Origin of the sequence: Sorangium sp. So ce145 (genome assembly GCF_051525985.1) — a bacterium.
Classification (GTDB): Bacteria; Myxococcota_A; Polyangia; order Polyangiales; family Polyangiaceae; genus Sorangium; species Sorangium cellulosum_B.
Window position 1 is genome coordinate 10991980 of the sequence record NZ_CP150315.1, and the last position, 19159, is coordinate 11011138.

The 19159-nt window shown below is 73.2% G+C and carries 17 protein-coding genes; 4 read left to right on the forward strand and 13 right to left on the reverse strand.

All coding sequences use genetic code 11. The annotated features are described in order from the left end of the window. Positions 1-196: 196 nt before the first annotated feature. Genes WMF34_RS40865 through WMF34_RS40875 form a run of 3 tightly spaced genes read right to left on the reverse strand, consistent with a single transcriptional unit; the run spans position 197 to position 4019 of the window. Positions 197-850, reverse strand: a complete 654-nt coding sequence (locus WMF34_RS40865) for a hypothetical protein (RefSeq protein ID WP_437991178.1) — start codon at positions 848-850, stop codon at positions 197-199. Then, entirely contained in the window at positions 847-1779 is a 933-nt protein-coding gene (locus WMF34_RS40870) for an ABC transporter permease (protein WP_437991179.1), read from the reverse strand. Before WMF34_RS40870 ends, WMF34_RS40865 begins: the two co-directional genes overlap by 4 nt. 47 nt (positions 1780-1826) lie before the next feature. Then, positions 1827-4019 carry a MopE-related protein gene (locus WMF34_RS40875; RefSeq protein WP_437991180.1) on the reverse strand — a complete coding sequence of 731 codons (2193 nt, stop codon included), beginning with the start codon at positions 4017-4019 and terminating at the stop codon, positions 1827-1829. A gap of 152 nt (positions 4020-4171) precedes the next feature. Between WMF34_RS40875 and WMF34_RS40880 the strand changes: the two genes are divergently transcribed. Then, positions 4172-5584 carry a sensor histidine kinase gene (locus WMF34_RS40880; protein ID WP_437991181.1) on the forward strand — a complete coding sequence of 471 codons (1413 nt, stop codon included), beginning with the start codon at positions 4172-4174 and terminating at the stop codon, positions 5582-5584. A 33-nt stretch (positions 5585-5617) separates the two neighbouring features. Here the strand turns inward: WMF34_RS40880 and WMF34_RS40885 are convergent, their stop codons facing one another. The 3 genes from WMF34_RS40885 to WMF34_RS40895 all read right to left on the reverse strand — a co-directional run bounded on the left by WMF34_RS40885 (position 5618) and on the right by WMF34_RS40895 (position 7715). Then, on the reverse strand, positions 5618-6058 hold the full coding sequence (locus WMF34_RS40885) for a hypothetical protein (protein WP_012240653.1): 441 nt from the start codon (positions 6056-6058) through the stop codon (positions 5618-5620). Between the two features lie 33 nt (positions 6059-6091). Next, complete coding sequence (locus tag WMF34_RS40890; RefSeq protein ID WP_012240654.1) at positions 6092-6508, reverse strand: hypothetical protein; 417 nt, start codon at positions 6506-6508, stop codon at positions 6092-6094. A gap of 85 nt (positions 6509-6593) precedes the next feature. Continuing rightward, a complete protein-coding gene (locus WMF34_RS40895) occupies positions 6594-7715 on the reverse strand; it encodes a site-2 protease family protein (protein WP_012240655.1) in 1122 nt (373 codons plus the stop codon). Positions 7716-8000: 285 nt separating this feature from the next. Between WMF34_RS40895 and WMF34_RS40900 the strand changes: the two genes are divergently transcribed. Then, positions 8001-10064, forward strand: a complete 2064-nt coding sequence (locus WMF34_RS40900; RefSeq protein WP_157908034.1) for a carotenoid oxygenase family protein — start codon at positions 8001-8003, stop codon at positions 10062-10064. On the opposite strand, the gene WMF34_RS40905 is transcribed toward WMF34_RS40900, so the two are convergent. Further along, on the reverse strand, positions 10046-10666 hold the full coding sequence (locus tag WMF34_RS40905; RefSeq protein WP_437991182.1) for a hypothetical protein: 621 nt from the start codon (positions 10664-10666) through the stop codon (positions 10046-10048). The two genes, WMF34_RS40900 and WMF34_RS40905, sit on opposite strands and share 19 nt — an antisense overlap. A gap of 1034 nt (positions 10667-11700) precedes the next feature. Between WMF34_RS40905 and WMF34_RS40910 the strand changes: the two genes are divergently transcribed. After that, a complete protein-coding gene (locus tag WMF34_RS40910) occupies positions 11701-12390 on the forward strand; it encodes a hypothetical protein (RefSeq protein ID WP_437991183.1) in 690 nt (229 codons plus the stop codon). Between the two features lie 216 nt (positions 12391-12606). Here the strand turns inward: WMF34_RS40910 and WMF34_RS40915 are convergent, their stop codons facing one another. The 3 genes from WMF34_RS40915 to WMF34_RS40925 all read right to left on the reverse strand — a co-directional run bounded on the left by WMF34_RS40915 (position 12607) and on the right by WMF34_RS40925 (position 16348). After that, positions 12607-14436 carry a glycoside hydrolase family 15 protein gene (locus WMF34_RS40915; protein WP_044967034.1) on the reverse strand — a complete coding sequence of 610 codons (1830 nt, stop codon included), beginning with the start codon at positions 14434-14436 and terminating at the stop codon, positions 12607-12609. 65 nt (positions 14437-14501) lie between these two features. Beyond that, positions 14502-15050: a response regulator transcription factor gene (locus WMF34_RS40920; protein WP_012240660.1), complete on the reverse strand. Its 549-nt coding sequence runs from the start codon at positions 15048-15050 to the stop codon at positions 14502-14504. Further along, a complete protein-coding gene (locus WMF34_RS40925) occupies positions 15047-16348 on the reverse strand; it encodes a sensor histidine kinase (RefSeq protein WP_437991184.1) in 1302 nt (433 codons plus the stop codon). Before WMF34_RS40925 ends, WMF34_RS40920 begins: the two co-directional genes overlap by 4 nt. Before the next feature lie 170 nt (positions 16349-16518). On the opposite strand from WMF34_RS40925, the gene WMF34_RS40930 reads away from it, so the two are divergent. Then, positions 16519-17205 carry a hypothetical protein gene (locus tag WMF34_RS40930; RefSeq protein ID WP_437991185.1) on the forward strand — a complete coding sequence of 229 codons (687 nt, stop codon included), beginning with the start codon at positions 16519-16521 and terminating at the stop codon, positions 17203-17205. Here the strand turns inward: WMF34_RS40930 and WMF34_RS40935 are convergent. The 3 genes from WMF34_RS40935 to prmC all read right to left on the reverse strand — a co-directional run bounded on the left by WMF34_RS40935 (position 17190) and on the right by prmC (position 19159). Then, positions 17190-17690: a hypothetical protein gene (locus tag WMF34_RS40935; protein ID WP_437991186.1), complete on the reverse strand. Its 501-nt coding sequence runs from the start codon at positions 17688-17690 to the stop codon at positions 17190-17192. The genes WMF34_RS40930 and WMF34_RS40935 overlap by 16 nt on opposite strands. Beyond that, positions 17687-18067 (reverse strand): phage holin family protein, encoded by a 381-nt coding sequence (locus tag WMF34_RS40940; protein ID WP_437991187.1) that lies wholly within the window; start codon positions 18065-18067, stop codon positions 17687-17689. The genes WMF34_RS40935 and WMF34_RS40940 overlap by 4 nt, the downstream gene beginning before the upstream one ends. Positions 18068-18280: 213 nt before the next feature. After that, positions 18281-19159 carry a peptide chain release factor N(5)-glutamine methyltransferase gene (prmC, locus tag WMF34_RS40945; protein WP_231864513.1) on the reverse strand — a complete coding sequence of 293 codons (879 nt, stop codon included), beginning with the start codon at positions 19157-19159 and terminating at the stop codon, positions 18281-18283.

The window sequence follows — 19159 nt, forward strand, 5'->3', positions numbered from 1 at the left end:
GCGCGTCGCATTGCAATACCGCGCGCCCCCGATCAGCAGACGTCGTGTCCGGTGGATTCCCGCCTGTGGCTCTGCTGACCGCCACCCCTGCTGGCCCGCCCCGTTTCGCCCCGCCGCCCCATTTCGCCTCGCGGTCCATTCCACCTCTGGCACCGCGATGCGCGAGCTCAGCGTGGAATGCGCCCGCCAGCGCGCCTCACGCCTGCCAGATCGCGAGGAGCCACACCGCGACGCCCGCCGCGCACACCGCGAGCCCCGGCGCCGCCCGCGGCCACACCCACTGCCCCGTCACCGTGATCCCGCGCCGCACCACCCAGACGGCGCCCGCGACCCACGCCGCGAACGCCCCGACGAGGGCGACGACCCAGCCGACCCGCGGCGCCTCGTCGCGCGCGAGCGCCGCGAGGTGCTGCCGCTCGACCGCCGCGGCGGGCTCCGTCCGGGTGCCCGGCGGGCGCGGCGCGGCCGCCGAGAGGCGGGCGATGGCCGCGTTGGCCAGCTCCAGGTCCTCCGCGTGCGGCGTCGTGAGCCACCGCGTCTCCAGGGCGGCCGTGCGCACCGCGCGCCACGCGAAGAGCGCCGTGTCGGCCCGACCGAGGCCCTCCGCGGCCGTCGCGAGCGCGATCAGCCGCTCGTACGCCACGCGGACGTGCGGCGCCCCGGGGGCATACCAGCCCGCCGCCCGCCGCGCGTGGAGCGCCGCCGCGTGCGCGTCGCCGGCGCGCAGGGCGTCCGTGCTCTCCGCGATCTCCCGCTCGCCCGCGGCCACCACCCGCAGCGACGCCGCGCCGACGAGGAAGCCGGCGACCGCCAGGCCGCGCAGCACGCCGAGCACGACCGAGAGCCTCACAGAAAGTCGCGTCTCTTGAAGACGAACGCCGCCACGAGCAGGAGGATGAGCGCCCACCCGGCGCACGTGATCGCCGCCCAGCCCAGGTACACGAGGAGGTTCGCGTCGGCGACCTCGCCCGCGAGCAACGGGCGCGGCGGCACGTAGATCTGAAGGTTCGGGATCACCTTGGAGAAGGCGCGCGCCGCGGCGCTGATCTGGGGGCCGAAGTACTTCACCGGCAGCCGGGCGAGCGAGTCGGCGTTGCGCCCGATGAGGAAGACGCCCAGCGTGAGCAGCGAGGACAGGAACGGCGTCGAGAACGACGAGAACAGCGTCGCCACCGCGGCGACGATGCCGACCTCGAGGAACGCGAGCGCGCTGCCCGCGAGCACGACGCGCCGCTCCGTCGGCGCGCCGTCCGAGAAGAGCGCGCCGAGCACGAGGAAGACCGCCGCCCAGGGGATGAACCCGTACGTGCGCGCCAGCGGCGAGCGCCACGCCACGAGCCCGAGCGCCGCGAGCGAGGCGGCCCCGGCGCCCGCCACGAGGGCCAGCGAGCGGCCGGCCAGCACGGCGCTGATCTGCAGCACGAGCCCGGCGTCGGCCAGGATGAACACCCCGAGCGTGAGCAGCGTGCCGAGGTACTTGCCGACGAGGTACTCGCCGCGGCGCACCGGGCGGGCCAGGATCGGGAAGATCGTCTTCTGCTCGAGCTCGCGGTACAGCGACGTCGCGCCGATGATGACCGCGACCGCGATGCTGAAGAGCGAGATCGACGCGACGCCGAGGTCGCTCACGACGCGCGCCCCGTTGCGGAGCGTGTAGGCGCCGACGATGATCGAGTAGAACGCGACCGCGAACGCGACGCCCGCGAGGCCGATGAGGATGCGCGCCCGAAGCGATTCCCGGTAGGTGTTGAGGGCGATCGCAGAGATGCGGCCGAACATCGGGGCGACGTTAGCAAGGGACGGGGGCAGCTTGAAAGGGCCGCCGGTCAGGGGCCGGCGCCGTCCCCGGGGTCGACGACCCGCACGTCCAGGAACCAGAGGCCGTGCGCGAGCGCGTGGCCGTCGATCTGGAGGTAATACACGCCAGGATCGAGCACGAGATCGAGGAAGCTCCGCTGGGGATCCGTACCGATCGTGCAGGAAAGCGGCATTTCGACGCCGGGACAGCCCGGGCCGCGGCGGACCGAGAGCAGCGTGTCGTAGCTGGAGCCGGCCATGTCGAGCACGACCCGCCTGCGCGCGGTGAGCGTGAGCCGGAGGAGCTGGTCCCGGGCGCCCCCCTCCGCCGTGCCGGCGCGATCGCAGCCGGCGTTGAAGTCCGCGGCGGCGTTGGCCGTGTTGCCCTGGAAGAAGCCGCCGCTCTCCGGGATCTCCAGCGCCCCCTCGCACGTGTCGGAGAAGGGCACCAGCGTGGGCGGCACCGCCGGCCGGACGAACGCCGTCACGCTCACGGGCTGGCCGAGCTGCGCCTCGGCCACGACCCGGTACGACCCCGGCGCGACGTTGCGCCGCGCGCTCCGGAGCGGCGTGACGTTCCCCTCGCCGCACGCGAGCCGATCGCCCTCGCCGCCGCACGCCGGCGCGGACAGGGCGATCGCGCCGGAGTCGCCGGCCGACAGCTTCTCGACGAGCAGCACGTCGGACGCGACCGGCAGCTCGAGCGCGTACACGGCGTCGACGGCCGCCGGGCCGCAGCCGAGATCCACGTCGTCCTGGTGGCCGAGCAGCGACACGGAGACCGTCCGGTTCGGCGCGAGCTCGGCCGCCCCTTCGCACGCCTCGTCCGGCGGCGGCTCGGTCGGCGGCGAGAGCTCCAGCGTGACGAGCACCGAGGTCGGCGCCGTCGCGGAGACCGCCACGGCGTACACCCCCGCGGGCAGCGCGCGCCGGAAGAGGTGCGGCGCCGCCGCCGTCTGGCAGGCGAGCTCGTCCTCCGGCAGCGCGCACGCGGCGCTCCGCAGCGAGAGCGAGGGATCGCCGTCGCCGTCGGTCGAGATCGCGTAGAGGTCGACGTCCTGGGGCTCGGCGAGCTCGAACGTGTACACGAGCTCCCCGAGCCCCGTCTCGCACGCGGTCCCGAGATCCAGGGCGGCGTCGAGGATCGTCGCCAGCGCCGGCGCGCCCGGCGAGAGGGGCACCGCCGTGCCGCACGTCTCGTTCTCCGGCGCCGGCGCCGGCGGCAGGAACGCCACGTCGACGATGACCGGCGCGCCCACCTTCGTCGTCACGTAGAGCGGCAGCGCCGTCGCCCGCTCCGGATCGCCGAGGCCGCGGGCCCGGAGCTTCGCGAGCTTGCCGCCGTCCGCCGTCTCGTGGGGCCCCCCGCACGCGAGCTCGGTCGCGGCGTCGCCGCACTGGCCGGCGAGCGTCACGGCGACGTCGGTGGCCTCCGTCTCCGCATCGGGGGCCTCCGTCCGCGCGGTCACCTCCACGTCGACCGGCGGCCCCGGCGGCAAGATCACCGCGGCCACGACGTCGTGCGTGCTCGCGGGGCGGGGCAGGCCGCACGAGCTCGCGTAGTGGAAGCCCGCGCCCGCCGTCGTCATCGCGTACGAGCCCGGCGCGGAGATCTCCAGCGCGTCCAGGCACGTGTCGTGCTCCGGGGACACGCAGTCGCCCTCGTCGGTGCGCCCGTCGCAGTCGTCGTCCCGATCGTTGCCGCAGACCTCGGGCTGCGCCGACGACACCGTGGGATCGGCGTCGTCGCAGTCGCCCCCGCCGCAGTGCTCGTCGGGATCGCCGTCGAGATCGGCGTCGCGCGGCGCGCTCGAGCACGTCCTGGTCGCCTCGTCGCAGGCGTCGATCGTGCATGTGCTCTGATCGTCGCACGCGACCGGCGCGCCGGGCACGCAGCCGAGCCGCGGGTTGCAGCGCTCGACGCCGTCGCAGTAGACGTCGTTCTGGCAGGCGCTGTCGTCCGGCGTGAAACGGCACCGCCCGAGGGCGGTGTCGCACGCATCGAAGGTGCAGGGAAATCCGTCCTCGCACTGATCGTCGTCGACGCACGGGCCGCCCAGCGTCGGGTCCGCCGGAGCCTGCTCGCCGCCGGCGCCGCCCTCGCCGCCCTCGCCGCCCGCCCCGCCGGCCGACGGGAAGGGGCTCGGGGCGCTCGAGGCGCAGGCGGCGCCGGAGAGCGCCGCCGCGGCGGCCGCTCCGCAGAGGAGAGCGAGACGCGTCAAGGAGGAAGGCGTCAAGAAGGAGGAAGTGTGAGTCCGCATCGAACGAGGTGAGCGGCAATGAGCGTAGCAGGGCACCGCCACGTCTGGCATCATGGCGCGCGATTCCGCCGAGCGTCGCGGATAGAGGGAAAAACAGGGTGACCAGCGACAGATTGACCCGACCCGAGCTGACGTGGCTGCTGGCGCAGGAGGCGCGGAGCGCCGCCCAGAAGCTCCGCCAGGGCGTGGGGATGATCGCGACCGAGAGCGCGCCGCCGCCGACGCCGTCGCCCGACGACGGCTCGGGCGGCGTCGAGAGCACGCTCAACCGGCTCGACGAGGCGGTGAGCATGCTCGCGTCGCTCCACGGCCGCCCCCTGCCGCGCGGGCGGCGCGGCCGCGTCGACCTGACCGCCCTCCTCTGGGAGGTCGCGCCCGAGGCGCGGGTGCAGATCGAGATGGGCGAAGGGACCACCGTGTTCGGCGACGAGACCGAGCTCCGGCGGATGCTCCAGGTGCTCATCGCGCAGGGCGGCGACCCCACGAGCCTGACCGGGGCGCCCGACGTGAGCATCCACCGCGTCGGCGACGAGGTCAGCGTCCGGGTCAACCTCGGCCCGGAGACGCCCGTGAACTTCGAGACCGAGCGGGTGTGGCTGTCGCGCATGGCGCTGCGCTACGGCGGCCGGCTCGAGCTCGACGGCCAGATGCAGACGCTGACGCTGCCCGCCGAGGTCGATCTCCAGCGCCTCGAGGTCGAGAGCCTCAGGAAGGAGCTCGCCGCGGCGCAGGCCCAGGGCGAGGCGTACGCGCGCGAGCTCGCCGCGGTCTTCTCGCGGGTCGAGGGCGAGCGCGAGCGCGGGTCGCTGTCCGGCGTCATCTCGCGGCTCGGCGGCAGCGAGCCGGTGTCGCACCTGCCGCCGAGCGGCGACAGCCTCGCGGTGCTCGTCGCCGCGGTGCGCGTGCTCGGCACGCAGCTGCGCGGCATCCTGTCGGCGATCGGCCGCGACATCGCGCCGCTCCGGACCCACGGCGGCGACGCGGGCGAGACGGCCTCGTCGGTGGGGCGCCACGTGACCGCGGCGTCAGAAATCGTCAGTGATCTCGCCAGGTTGGGGGCATGTCCGCTCCACGAGTTCCCGCGCCACTGCGACGTCGCCGACGTGCTGCGCGACGTCGTGAAGGACGATCTCGCGCGCGCGGCCCGCCACGACGTGCGCGTGGTGGTCGAGGCGCCGGAGACCACGCAGGAGGTGGTGCCGCAGGGCGCGCTGACGGTGCTGCTGCACGCGCTGCTCGATCACGCCATCAGCGCGTCGCCGCCGGGCAGCGAGGTGCTCGTCTCCCTCTCCGAGGGCCCGAGCGGGGTCGAGATCACCTTCGACGACGCCGGTCCGCCGCTCCCGGCCGCGGCGCGGAGCGTCGTGCTGAGCCGCGACTTCGAGGCGGTCGCGCAGGGCCGCCCGCCGGCGCTGCCGCTCATCGCGGCGCACGCGATCGCCGCCCACACGAACTACGGTATTGCCATCGAGGACGGGCCGCGCGGCGAGACGCGGGTGCGGCTCACGATCCCGCGATCGGGCTGACGCCTCGCCTTCCACATCCAATCGAGCGATCTGCTATCGCAGGAACGAGCTCGGCGGGAAATCGACGTCGAGGTTGAGCGTGGCGCCGCGCACGATGTGGATGTCCTCCACCTGCAGCGTCGTGGTGACGGGGCGGTCGTTGCCGCGCTCCACCAGCGTCGCCGTGGCCGTGTACTCATCGGGCGGGAGATCCACGGTGATGCTGAAGTCGTCGCAGCGCGCGTAGTCTCTCGCCACCTCGCGGCTGCCCCGGTAAACGATCAGCTCGAAATCCGCTCCTCCGCGGCTGTGCTGGGAGCACGCCCGCGAATCGATCCGGCTCGCCACGGTCCACTCCATCGTCAGGCTCCCGACGGCCTGCACGGGCCGCGGCCGGCGCTGGGAGCTGGGCTCCACGTCGACGATGCACCCCAGGGCCAGGAAGCTCGATAACGCGAGGCCGCACAGGGGAAAGACGCTCTTGTCCTGATTCATCCTCGTACCCGTCCTTTCGCTGCTGCCCCGCTGTCAACGCGGTGTGTAGTAACGGCGCCCCCGCTCGCGCGGATAGCTCAGCTCGCGCTCCGGCACGTACCGCGGCGACGTCCGGTACGTCTGCCTGTAGTGCTGGAGCTCCGTGGGCTCCTCCTCGAAGATGACCCAGCCCCGGTTCGTCGGGTAATACCAGCGGCCGTCGACCAGGTACGCATACGTCCCGCGGAAGAAGACGCGCGGATACGCGGCGATCTCCACCGGGACGATCTCGGCGCGCACCGCCGGAACGCCGGACACGACGAACCCCCCCTCGGTCCCGACCGTGCCCATACACCCCATCAGCAGCGAGGCGCCGGCCGCGAGCGCAGCCGCGGCGAGCGAGGCCCTCGTCACACCGAGAGATCTGGACCGCCCTCGCACGGGCGGAGTCACGCTGTTGCTCTGCTTCACGTCATTGCTCCTCGGAGCGCAACTCAGCAACGCGAGTGCCAGCGCGGCGCGACTCGAGATCTCCGGATCTCCGCCGGCGCGGCGCTCACCGGGCCGCGCGGAGCGCGCCGGCGAGCGCGAGCGCGCGCTGGATCTCCGCCGACGTCACCAGGCCGATCACGCGCTCGCCCTCGTCGAGCACCGCGATCACGCTCGCCTCGCCGCTCGCCAGCGCGTCGAACGAGCGGGACGCGTCGTCGTCCGCGTGCGCCCTCGGCACATCCACGGGCATCACCGCGCCGACCGTCGCCGGCGCGGCGCCGCCCTGCAGCTGGCGCGCGAGATCCCAGACCGTGACGACGCCGATCTCGCGGCGCCCCGCGCCGTCCCGGGGATCGTCGATGACCCGCGCGCCGACCAGGTTGTGGCGCAGGAGCCGCTCGGCCACCGCGCGAGGGCTCTCGTCCGCATACGCCTCGCCGAGCCGATCGGTCATGAGCCGCGCGACCGGGATGCCGCGGAGGAGCTCGTTCGTGTTGGTGCGCGCCTGCTCGGCCGACGCCCCCATGTAGACGAACATCGCGATGAGCACCAGGATCAGGTTCCACGAGAGCAAGCCGAAGAGCCCGAAGGCCACCGCCATCACCTTGCCCGTCGTCGTGGCGATGCGCGTCGCGCGGGTCCGCCCGAGACGGCGCAGGAGCAGCCCGCGCAGCACCCGGCCGCCGTCCATCGGGAAGGCCGGCAGCAGGTTGAACGCGCCGAGGAGAGCGTTCGTGATCGCGAAGGCCACGAGCGCGGCGCCGATCTCCGCCGGCGCCGGGAGCAGCCGATACGCGACGTAGCTGGCGAGCGCGATACCGAAGCTCATGAGCGGCCCGGCGAACGCCATCCACGCCTCGTGCTCGGGATCGTCGCGCTCCATCTGCGAGACGCCGCCCAGCATCATCAGCGTGATCGCGCGGACCCGGATCCCGTTCTTGAGCGCGACGAACGAGTGGGCCAGCTCGTGCACGAGCACCGCCACGAACAGCCCGACAGCCAGGATCGCCCCCCAGGCGAGCGGCGGCAGGTGCATCTCCTCGCGCGGAATCCCGAGCGACGACGCGATCAACGAGAACTGCGACGACGCCACATAGGCCACGTACGGCAGGAAAATCAGCAATGTGATGTGCAGCCGTACCGGGATTCCGCGGATCCGCAGGACTGTCAGCCCCTGGTCGAACATGTGCCTCCTGATCCACAGGTACAGATGGGGCCGACAAGCACCTTCGCAAGCCGCCGAGACAGCGCCAATCGCGGAGGACCAGGTCAGCCGCGCGGCGCCGCCGCGCAATGCAGAGAGGCGCGCGGCGCTGCGAGGGCGCCAGCGCGCGTCCGTCCCAGGCGGGAGTCACGGGGAGGGGAGTGAGTTCGGAGGCGCGCGGCGCTGCGCGGCGCCCACGCGGCGCGCGGATTGGCGTAGCTTGGTGTGACCGAGGTCGTCATGCGCCAGCGCGTCCCCGATGCATTGATGGCAGCGAGCACGGAAGAGCTGACGAAGGTCGAGCTCGTGGTCCTGGAGTCATCCCACTCGGGCGGCGTGCCGAGGGACCTCACGGGCCACGTGTTCGCGATCGGGCCCGTCGGCTCGGTGGACGGCGACCTGCCCAGAGCGGACGGCGCGCCGATCCTCAATGGCAATGGGATGATCTACCGGCTCGACTTCGGCCGCGGCGGGGCGGTCCGGCTGACCTCGAAGATCGCGCGCACGCCCTGTTATCACGCGGACGCCGCCTCGCGCCCCGGCACGCGCTTCGAGGCGCTGGGCTTCCGCGACGCAGGGCTGCTCCGCTTCTCACCGCACCTCGGCCTGCGGAACCACCTCAACACCGCGTTCGTGCCCATGCACGCGCCGCGCGCGCCGGCGCGCCTGCTCGTCACGAGCGACACGGGCAGGCCCTACGAGATCGACCCGGCCACGCTGGAGCTCGTCACGCCGGTCGGGCGCAACAGCACGTGGTACCCGGCCGCGCCCGTCGATCACCCCTTTCCGATGACGCTCTCGAGCGCGCACCCATGCTTCGACGCGGAGCGGGGCGAGCTCCTCACCGTCAACTACGGCCGCTCGCTCCTCCACCTGTTCGTCGCGTCGCTGCCGCGGCTCGACGAGCTCGGCGCGCTCCCGCGCTCGTGGGATCGGCTCGCCGCGGCGGCCGCGTCGATGATCGAGCAGCAGCTCGTCCGCCCGAGGGCGGACCGGATCGAGGCGTTCGCCAAGCGGGCGCTCGAGCTCCTGCCAGCGCGCCTCCGCCCGAGCGCGCCGCCTGGGCCGGGCGACCTCCTCGCGCGGCAGGCGGCGCGCTTCGGCGGCGTGGCGCTCGACGAGCCGGCGGGCGACTTCGTGCATCTCTTGCGGTGGGACGGCCACAACGAGCCCGAGCGGCACGCGCTGGTCCTGCCGAGCGGCGCGCCGGTGCGCATCGAGCAGAGCGTGCACCAGATCGGCCTGACGCGGCGCTGGGTCGTGCTCGCGGACACGGCGTTCAGGATCGGCCTGGAGAGCGTGGCGTTCCGGGGCTCCAAGGAGAGCCCCGGGGTCGAGCGCCTCGTCCGGTCGCTCCTCACGATGCCCCACGAGCCGAGCACGACGTTCTACCTGGTCCGGAGGGACGCGCTGCGGCCGGGCGGCGGGCCTGTCGTGGTGAAGCGGGTCGCCGTCCCGCTGGAGACTCTCCATTTCCTCGTCGATTACGAGGACGCGGGGGACCGCATCACCGTGCACGCGGCGCACAACTGCGCGACCGATCATGGGGAATGGCTCCGGCCCTGCGATCGGCACGCCGCCGACAAGACGCCGGCGCCGCCGCGCCTGCGCGGCCTGTTCCCGCTCGGGCAGGCGGACGTGAACCGGATCGGCCGGTATACCCTCGACGCGGCGGCCGAGCGCGTCGTGGACCAGGCGGTGTTCGCCGATCCCGCGCGGGCGCTCGGCGTCGGCCTCTATGCGTACCGGGAGACGGGCGCGTCGTGGATGCCGCCCGATCGCCTCGTGAACGTCTACTGGCGCGGCGGCGGGATATGGGATGAGCTGTCGACCGAGTTCATCGACAGGCTCTATGCGGCGCACCCGCACAGGTCGCTCCCCCTCCCGGCGCTCCGCCGGATGCGCGCGGAGGGCGGCCACCCGGACAGCCTGTTCCGGTTCAACCACCGCGCGATGCGGATCGAGGATCGCTACGAGTTCCCGCGGCGCGCCGTGGGGTCCTGGCTCAGCTCGCTGCAGTTCGTCCCGCGGCGCGGCGGCAGCGGGGCCGACACGGACGGGTACGTCGTGGCGATCGTCGCGACGCCGTGCCGCGCGGAGGTCTGGATCTTCGACGCGACGAACCTGGCGCGAGGGCCGCTCTGCAAGCTGGGACACCCGACGTTCCGGCCGGGGCTGACCCTCCACACGGCGTGGCTCAACTCGGTCGCGCCGTGGAGGGGTGGATACAGGGTGCCGGTGCGGGAGGATTACGAGGAGTTCGTGGCAGAGGCCCCCGGCGACCAGGTGAAGGCGCTCTTCGAGGAGGAGGTCTATCCGCGGTTCGCGTGAGCCGCGGAGAGGAAAGGCTGGGAGCCGCGCGACGACGAGGGCGGCTCGGCGCAGCGCGGGGGGACCTCGGCCCCGAGGCCGTCGATCCGCTCGAGCAGCACGCCCGTGGCGCCGTCTCCCAGGATCTCCGTGATCTGGTGGTTGCCCCACGGCTGCCCCTCGCGCAGGCGCCGCGAGCGCACGTCGCTCGCCACGATGAGCACGCGCCGACACCCCCTGTCGAGGTGCCGATTCGCCAGCTCGACGGCCGCGGCAAAACCGCCCTGAGCGGGCGTGAGATCGATCGTCAGCGCGGGCACGAGGCCGGCCATGCACGCGGCGAAGGCCGCCCCGCCGCCGTCCCCGCCGTCGTCGCCCGTCATGATGAGGACATCGACGAAGGGCTCGCGGAGCCGCCCCGCCTCGATGAGCTCCCGCAGCACCGCCGCGGCCATGGAAAGCGTGGTCTCCGTCGGGCCGGCGAAGCGACGCTCCGCGACCCCCGTCGCCTCGTGCAGCCAGTCCGCAGCGTGAGGGAGACCGTAGCTGGTGATGAGCTCCTGGTTCGTGACGACGCGCTCCGGCAGATAGGCGGCGACGGCCGCGATGCGACGCTGGACCATGTTTCTGCTCTGTTACGGCGCCGCGACCGACGCGCGCCGATCCTGCAAACCTTGGCCAGGGCAGCTCGATCCGGCGCTCCACCACCGCCGTTCGGCCAACGCCGAGCACGCTGGGGAGCCAGCGTCCTGGACGACATGAGACAACCCACCACCGGGTCGCCGAGAGCCGTGGGGCAAACTACACAATCAGATGCTCCCTCCCCGTCACCGACATCCTCCACTGGACCATTTACAGAACGTCCTGCGCAAGTGGGAATAACAGCCGATTCGACTCCGTCCGCCGCCGGAGCAGGAAAGCGGCGCAGCGGGAGTGGCTTGTTGCGACGCGGGCGGTCCCGTCGCCCGCTCGCCGCGTCGCGTCGCGCCCCAGCGGACAATTCCGGCCAGAAGCGATAATTCCGCTCTCACGGGCAGAGGGATGCACAAACGTGTCGGAACGCGAGGCGCTGAGCAGGCAGGGCGCAGGGCGCATGTCTCGCCTGGACGGCGCCATCGAATTCGCCCGATCGCGTCCGGTTGTGTCCGATCCCATCCGCCTGCGTCCGATCACGTCCGATCACGTCCGTTTGGGTTCGATCACGTCCGTTTGCGTCCCGTGATGTCGACGCGTCGTGAGCCCGCTCTTTTCTGGATCCGGAGGGAGGTTCACCCTGTCTTGAAGACACCCCCGCTCGCCACGGCCATCGCGCGGGAGCGCGCGATCCGCGCCGCGGGGCCGCGCTCGCGTCTTCCTTCTTCCCGCGCGGCCCCGCGGCGCGCGGCGGGGCGCCTTCTATCCTATCCATCGTCATCGCGACGCCGCTCCAGCGAGCGCCGCGCTCGCCCGGATCCATCGCGATTGAATCGCGGAGAAATCCCAGGGGAGCGCAGATGCGAGGAGCGCCTGATTCGCGGGCGCCATCCCGCGAATCCATGCTGTGCGAAGCGGCAGCCTCTGCACAGAAGAGCGAGGCACACAGCCTGCTCTTGGGTGCACCAAGGTGTTCGGGGGCCGCAAGGCTCATCAGGAACACCGGGGAGGACCAATGATCTCGATGCACAAGACGATGGGTTTCGCGATGATGCTGGCGCTCGGTGCCGGGTGCGCGGTCGGCGCGGACGACGACTTCGATATGGATGACGAGAGCGTCGACTCCGCGAACAGCGCGCTGGAGGCGGACGAGCGCGGTGGGTACGCGACCCAGTCCCAGGCTCAGGCTCAGATCGGCCAGATGGGGCCCAGCAAGCTCGGTCTGCCCCCCAGCAAGGGTCTGCCCTCGAAGGGCGTTCCGATGCTCCCCGGCAAGGGCGGGCTGCTTCCCAGCAAGGGTGAGTTTCCGACCAAGGGCCTCCCGACCAAGGGCGGCTACCCGACCAAGGGCGGATACACGCATCAAGGCCCGGCGCAGCTCGGCCAGGCGTCCGACCTCTCGCAGGCGCAGATCGGCCAGGCGGGACAGGCGCAGATCGGCCAGGCGGGACAGGCGCAGATCGGCCAGGCCGGCCTGGGGCAGGTGGGCGTGGTCGGGCAGGAGACCGGGCAGCGTGACGGCGAGCGCTGCTTCGGCGGCTTCGGCGGCTTCGGCGGCTGGGGCGGCTTCGGCTGGGGCGGCTTCGGCGGCCTCGGCTGCGGCTTCGGCGGCGGCGCCATCGTGTCGTCGTTCACGAACTGCACGACGGCCATCGTGCCGTTCGGCGGCTTCGGCGGCTTCGGCGGCTGCGGCGGCTTCGGCGGCTTCTGGTGATCTGATCCCCGTCACGCTGGCCGGCGCCAGGGGCTCCACGTCGCAGGATCCCTCGGCGCCGCGCCAGCCCCTCCTTTGACGAGGCTCGCGCGCGCCGGCCGCCCGGGGTTGGATATCCCGAGCTGCCGGTAGCCGCCCGCTCCCCTCCACCGCTCGCGCATACGCCAGGCCCCGCCGCTCGCCGGCGGAGAGCGCGCGAGGACCCAGATCCGACCTTCAGCCGCCCTGACCGAGCGCGCGATCCAGGTAGAACGCCGCGCTGACCAGGCCGAGGTGGGTGAACGCCTGGGGGAAGTTGCCGAGCAGCTCTCCGCTCGGCCCGATCTGCTCGGAGTAGAGCCCGAGGTGGTTGGCGTACGTGAGCATCTTCTCGAAGATGAAGCGCGCGTCGTCGAGGCGGCCAGCGCGCGCCAGGGCCTCGACGAGCCAGAAGGTGCAGATGCTGAACGTGCCCTCCTTGCCGGTCAGGCCGTCGCCCGCGCCCTTGCCGAGCTCGTAGCGGTGGACGAGCGTGTCGCTCGCGAGCTCCTCGAGCGTGCGGTCGAGCGTGCCGAGCATGCGCGGATCGGTGGGGGAGATGAAGCGCATGAGCGGCATGAGCAGGTTGCTCGCGTCGAGCGCGGCCCCGCCGAAGGCCTGCACGAACGTCCTCCGCTGCGCGTCCCAGCCGCGCGCCATGATCGCCTCGTAGATGTCGTCGCGCGCGCACGCGACGCGCTGCCGGTCGAGCGGCAGAGAGCGCTTGTCGCTGAGCCGCAGCGTCCGGTCGAGCGCGACCCAGCACTGGAGCTTCGAGTAGACGAACTGCTGCTTGCCGCCGCGCACCTCCCAGATGCTCTCGTCCGCCTGCTCCCAGCTCTGGCACACCCAGGTTGCCATGCGCCGGAGCTCGCGCCAGAACTCATAAGAGATGGGAGATCCGTATTTGTCGAAGAGATATACCGAGTCGATGAGCTCGCCGTAGATGTCGAGCTGGAGCTGGGTCGTCGCCCCGTTGCCGACGCGGACCGGCCGCGACCCGCGGTAGCCGTCGAGGTGGGTGAGCGCGACCTCGGGCAGCTCGTGGCGCCCGTCGATGCCGTACATGAGCTGCAGCGGCCCGGTGGGGCCGTCCTCCTCGGAGACGCGGGCGCTCAGCCATTCCATGAAGCGCGCGGCCTCCTCGGTGTAACCGAGCCGGAGGAAGCCGTAGAGCGTGAACGCGGCGTCGCGCACCCAGACGTAGCGATAATCCCAGTTGCGGATCCCGCCGATCTCCTCGGGCAGGCTGCTCGTCGCCGCGGCGACGATCGCGCCGGTCGGCTCGAACGTGAGCAGCTTGAGGACGAGCGCCGATCGGTCGACCATCTCGCGCCAGCGCCCCTTGTAGCGCGAGCGGGCGAGCCACGACCGCCAGAAGGCGACCGTGCGCCGGAGGGCGTCCTCGCCGTCGATCGGCGTGGCGAGCAGATCGGCGCTGGCCGTCCAGTCCTCGACCTGGCGCAGCGAGAACGTGGCCGACTCGCCGGGCTGGAGCACGAAGTCGGCGGTGACGCCGCCGGCGCCGTCGCTCGACAGGGGGACCGGGCTGATGAGCGCCAGGTCGACTCCATCGGAGTCGAAGACGGCGCCGCGCGGGTCGTCGAGGATCAGGCGGTGGGGGCGGCGGGCGAAGTCGATCGCGGGGCGGCAGGCGAGCCGGAAGCGCACGGCGCCGCGGACGGCCCGCGCGACGCGGACGATCTGGTGCATCCCGCGGCGGTAGGCGCCGTACGTGTCCCGGTGGATGGGCATGAGATCGCAGACCTCGCCGACGCCGTCCACGTCGAGGAAACGCGTGAGCAGGACGTTCGTGTCGGGCATGTACATCTGCTTGTTGCGCGACGTGCCGTTCGCCGCCGAGAGCGCGAAGCGGCCGCCGCGCTCGTCGTCCAGGATGGCCGCGAACACGCTCGGGGAGTCGAAATGGGGGAGGCAGCACCAGTCGATGGATCCATCCATCCCGACCAGCGCGACGGAGTGCATGTCGCCGATGACGCCGTAGGACTCGATCGGTTTGTAGGGCATGGCCTCTCCATAGGGCCCGCTCGGCCGAGCGGAACCGCCTCTCGTCGATCCTCCCCGCCCCGCCCTCACGATCTCGGCGGCAGGCGCGAGAGCTTCCGCTGGAGCGAGCGTCGGTGCATCCTGAGCTTGCGCGCCGCCTCCGAGATGTTCCCCTCGCAGTCCGCGAGCACGCGCTGGAGGTACTCCCACTCCACCCGATCGAGCGACGGCAGGTCCTCGTCGCCATCGCCGCGCGCGGCCGGGGCGACGCCGAGCAGCGACCGCGCGCACTGGGCGGCGTCCACCGGCTTGGTCAGGTAATCGACCGCCCCGGCGCGGATCGCCGCCACCGCGTTCGCGATGGTGCCGTATCCGGTGAACACCACGATACGGATGCCGTCATCCATGCTCCGCAGCGTCCCCACGAGGTCGATCCCGCTCTGCCCTGGCATCCGGACGTCCACGAGCGCGTACTCGAACACGTGCCCTCGCGCCATCGCCGCGGCCTCCTCGGCGCTTTCGGCGAGGGACACCGCGAACCCGCTCTTGGCGAGCGCCTGCCCGAGCGCGGTCCGGAAGGTCGCGTCGTCGTCGACGATGAGCAGCGTCGGCTCGCCGGCGGCCTCGGAGCTCATGAGTCCACCGGCGCGAGGCGCAGGGCGACGCGCGTGCCGCGCGCGCCGCGCTCGCCAGACCCCTGCCTCGGCGACACCGTGAGGCAGCCGCCGACCTGCTCGATGAGCGTCCGCACGAGGTAGAGCCCGAGGCCCATGCCCTCGCCGGGCGCCTTGGTGGTCACGAACGGCTCGCCGAGCCGCCCTTCCAGGCCCGGCGCGACGCCCGCGCCGCTGTCCTCGACGCTGATCACCGGCGCGCCGCCCTCGTCCCCGACGGTGACCACGATCGGCTCCGCGGCCGCGGGGCTCGGCCCGAGCGCCTCGAGCGCGTTGTCGAGCAGCGCGAACAGGGCCGCCTCGACGTCGGCCGCGTCGAGCGGCACCGTGCGGCGCGGCGCGAGATCGCCGCGCACCTCGACCGCGACGCCGGGGTGCGCCGCCTGCCAGGCCTGCACGCCCCGCCGGGCCGCCTCGCCGACCTCGACCCCGGCGCGCAGGTCGCTCGCCCGGACGTCGGCCCGCATGCGCGCGATCACCACGCGGCAGCGCTCGACCTGCTCCGCGATCGTCCGGGCGCGGCGCCGCGCGGCGTCGCTCGATCCGGGGTCGCAGAGGCTCTCCCCGGCCAGCACCGCGATCGTGCCGAGCGGGGTGCCGAGCTCGTGGGCGGTGCCGGCCGCGAGCGCGCCGAGCGCCTGGAAGCGGGACGCCTCCTCCGCGCGCCGGCGCAGCGCCGCGTTCTCGGCCGCGCTCTCGTCGAGCGCGCGGCGGATCTTCAGGAGGACGTGGGCGACGAGCGCCGCGCTCAGCACGAAGGCGAGGAGCATCCCGTAGAGGTGGGTGGAGAACGCGCCGTGCTCCGGGTGGCTCGGGCAACACGCGCCGGCGGGGAGCGCGAAGAGCGCGGCGAAGAGGCAGGCCGCGAGCGCCGCGAGCGCGAAGGTCGTCCGTGGCGGCAGGAGCGCGGCGGCGAGGGCGACGTGCACGAAGAAGAGGGCGCTGAACGGGTTGCCCGCGCCGCCCGACGCGGCGAGGACCCCGGCGATCGCGACGAGATCGAGCGCCACGACGCCGGCGACGAGGGCCGTCTGCGCGCCCCGCTCCGAGCGCACCCGCCGGTCGAGGGCGAGGTTGAGCCCGGCGGCCAGCGCCAGGATGGGCACGGCGATGGCGTACCGGACATGATAGCCGAACAGCGCCTCGTCGACGGCCAGGGTCGCCGCGAGCAGCGCGAACACCGCCCAGCGCAGCCCGACGAGCCACCGGAGGACGATCCCGCCCGCCGGCGCCCGCTCCAGGGAAGCTTCGTGCGTCACGGCGGGATCATAGCGCGAACGCGGAGGGGGCCGCGCTCACCGCGGCGAGGACGCGGCACGAACACGGGCGATCCTCCCGTGCGACGGCGCGCCATCCGGCCCGCGCCGGTCCGCGGCGAGCGGCGGATTGCGATGCCGAGCCCCGCGTCATCGTATAGGAAAGGGAGCCCATGGCGACGTGTCCCCACCTCCGACGCCCACGCGCGTTCGCGCTGCCGGCGCTCCTTGGCCTGAGCCTGCTCCCCGCGGCCGCCGCGGCGCAGCCGGCGGCGTCCGGAGAGACGCCCGCCGCCGACCCGCTGTTCGCGCCCAGATCAGCCGTGCGCCGCGGCGGGCTCGCCGCGGGCATCGCCGGAGGCCTGGCGCTCGGGAGCGCCGCCGGCTTCCCGAACGACGTCCAGAAGATCGGATTCCAGCGTCATTACACCGAGACCGGCGTCGGGGTCGGCGGCGGAGGCTACGTCTGGATCGGCGGCGCGCTCGCGGACTGGCTCACGTTCGGCGCGGCCTTCGGCGGACACGGCCTGAGCGCGGCGGACCACACCTCCCTCACAGGCGGGTTCATGCTCCACACCGAGGTCTTCCCGCTCTTCTCGCTCGCGGATCGGTGGAGGGACGTCGGCGTCACCTTCGACGCCGGCACGGGCGTCGCGTACACGACCGCCGACGCCGACGGCGCCGAGGTCATCGACGGCGCCCTGCCGGCCCGCATCGGAGGCGGCGTGTTCTACGAGGGGATCCGGCTCTGGAAGGTCGCGATGGGCCCGTGGCTCTACGCCGACTACACGTGGAGCACGTCCGTCCGCCAGCCAGGGTTCTACCTGGGGTGGCGCACCGCCCTCTACACCGGGCCCTGACCGGACGGCGGCCTGGTCCTCGACGCCGCGGCGCCGAGCGCGAGCGGGCTCCGCCGCGCCTGCGCGTCCCCCTCCGGGAGCGCCAGCGTGAGCCGGACGCCGCGCCGGATGAGCTGCATCGCCACGTACGACGCCATGCCCACCAGGATCCTCCGGCCGATCTCGCGGGACACGCTCGGCTTGCCGCGCGGCGCCACCCGCTCCGGGTGACGCCAGAAGCGCACGAGCGCGCGGAGGTGCTCGGCGCCCGGCCGCTCGTCACGCGCGCGCGCCTGTCTGATCAGCGCGATCGCCGCCGCGCCGCCCGCGATCGCGAGCAGGAGCCCGCCGGCGAGCACCTCGGGGCCGTGCCGGCGCACCCGGGAGCGCACGTCGACGAGCGCGTGGCGCCGCCGATCGAGCGCCTCGATCGTGTGCATCAGCCGGTCGCGCAGCTCGTCCGCCCTGCGCTCGAAGTCCGCGCGTTGACCGTTCAGCCCCTTCATACGAGCTCCCGGACCAGCCGGACGTCCGCCCCGAGGCGGCCCCGGGTCCTCTCGAGCGGCCTCCTCGGCACGCGCTTGTAGCCGACCACGCCCACCACGATCGCCAGCGCAATGAACGCGAGCCCGATCAGCAGCGCCGGCAGCGACTCCGGCGCGATCGCCAGCGCGATCGCGACGAGCACCAGCGCGACCCCGAGGAGCGCCGCGGCCGCCGCGGCGCCGAGAGCGACACACGACGCCTTCGCCCGCGAGATCTCCTCGTTCATCTCGTCGCGCGCCAGCGCGACCTCGACCTGCATCAGCTCCCTGGCCTCGGTGATCGCCTCCTTCACGAGATCTGCCGTCGAGCTCTCCGGCCTGGGATCCACCTGCCTCATGGGACACCTCTTCGCCTCGCGGCGTGAACGCGCTCGGGGGCGGCGCAGGCAGCGGCGCGCGGGTCACCACCGAGCCCCCGCCACCGACTGCGCCACGCCACCCTCGCCGTGCGTCGCTGTGCATACGGCGCGCCAGCCCCATCCTCGCGGAGGCACGGGCGCTGCGCGGCCCCCGCGGAGGCGCGCGCCGCCCGCCCACCGGGCGGCGGGCGATCAGGGCAGGACGCCGGAGACCACGCGCTCGTGCCCGCCGTAGTCGAGGTGCCTCGAGACGCCGCCGAACCCCGCCGCGGTGAAGAGCTCTGCCACCGCGCCCGCCTTGCCGGCCTCGACCTCCATGGCCAGCACTCCGCCGGCGGCGAGCAAGGCCGGCGCGCCCGCGACGATCCGGCGCGTGAAGACGAGGCCGTCCGGGCCCCCCGCGAGCGCGAGGTGGGGCTCGTAGCCGCGGATGTCGATCTGCAGCGCGGCGACGTCCTCGTCCGGAATGTACGGTGGGTTCGCGGTGATCAGGTCGTAGCGAAGGCCGGACGGCACGCCGGCGAAGAGATCCGAGCGCAGGAACCCCGCGTTGACCGCGCCGAGGCGGAGCGCGTTCTCGCGGGCGACGGCGAGCGCGCCGTCCGAGATGTCGACGCCGAGGACGCGGCTGGTCGGCCGCTCGCACGCGAGGCTGATCGCGACGCAGCCGGACCCGGTGCACAGGTCGAGCACGCGCGCGGAGAGGGCGAGGTGCCTCGTCCGGGCGAGGGCGACCTCGACGAGAATCTCGGTGTCGGGGCGGGGGATGAGCACGCGCGGATCGACGCGGAACGGGCGGCCGTAGAACTCCCGCACACCGAGGAGATAGGCGACCGGCTCTCCGGCGCGGCGGCGCTGGTGCAGCTCGCGGTAGGCGGCGAGCTCGGCCCGGTCGAGCGGCCGCTCGGCGTCGATGAGCAGCCCGACGCGATCGATGCCCAGCACCTTGCCGAGCAGGAGCTCGGCGTCGAGGCGCGCCGAGGACGCGCCGCGCTTCTTCAGGTCGCCCGTGGCCCAGGTGATCACGCGCCGGATCGTCCAGGCCTCGCTCTGCTGCTCGCCTTCGGACAT